This is a genomic window from Streptomyces sp. NPDC048415, from assembly GCF_040651675.1.
Classification (GTDB): domain Bacteria; phylum Actinomycetota; class Actinomycetes; order Streptomycetales; family Streptomycetaceae; genus Streptomyces.
The window spans coordinates 1-1,004 of the sequence record NZ_JBEZKJ010000235.1 but is presented as its reverse complement, the minus strand read 5'-3'; the positions used below and the strand labels follow the sequence as shown (position 1 = coordinate 1,004).

1 protein-coding gene is annotated in these 1,004 nt (G+C 72.4%); it reads left to right on the top strand.

The genetic code is table 11. The features are described from left to right. On the top strand, positions 1-867 hold an 867-nt coding region (locus AB0D27_RS45545), incomplete at its 5' end, for an NPCBM/NEW2 domain-containing protein (protein WP_362521567.1). Positions 868-1,004: the final 137 nt, after the last annotated feature.

Here is a 1,004-nt window from a genome sequence, read left to right as displayed (position 1 = left end):
AGAAGGGCAACCCGGAGGGCATCAAGGGCATCGAGGACCTGTGCGGCAAGACGGCCGCCGTCCAGCGGGGGCGGCGCGGTGGCCTCCGAAGGGCTCGGCGCACCGGTCAAGGCCGGTATCGCGGCGGGTGTCGTCGCGGTGGCCGCGGCGGCGGTGGCGCTCGCCCTGGTCGGCAACGACAGCCCGGCCAAGAAGCCCGAGGCCAAACCGGCCACCTCACCCGCCGTCGAAGCGCCGCTGCCGTCGCCGAAGCCGCCGAAGAAGGCGCCCGCACCGAAGCCGCCGGTGATCGCGCCCGCCCCGGCTCCCGCCCCGACCCCATCTCCGACGCCCACGCCCACGCCGACCCCGAAGCCCACGCCCAAACCGTCGCCCACGCCGACCCCGGCGAAGCCGAAGCCCACGCCGACCCCGACGCCTCCCCCGGCCGCCCCGGTCGTCTACCAGTGGAGCGAGCTGGACTACAGCGTCATGGGCGACCACACCAAGCCCGAGATGCGGCTCGGCGAGAGCAGCTGGGTGTGGCGGCGCGACGGGGTGTCGATCGCGAACAACCAGTACGCGCACGGCGTCACCGTCCACGGCCAGTCTTCCGTCACCATCGACCTCAACCGCAGCTGCTCCTCGTACGACGCGATGGTCGGCGTCGACGACCTGACGATGGGCCTGGGGACGGTGCGCTTCTCCGTGTACGCCGGCGGGTCCCAGCTGTGGCAGTCGCCGCTGATCGAGGGCGGCGACCCGGCGGTCCCCGTCCATGTCAGCCTGACCGGCCGCAGGACGATCCGCCTCGTCGTCGAACCTCAGGGCCCCTTCGACTCGGCGGCCCTGGCGGACTGGGCGGAGTCGAAGTTCTTGTGCCGTTGACTGGCTGCTCGGTGAGCGAACACTCAGCGCATCGGCCACGGTTGCCTCAGTGACTCGGCCACGGCTGCCTCAGTGACTCGGCCACGGCTGCCTCAGTGACTCGGCCACGGCTGCCTCAGTGACTCGGCCACGGCTGC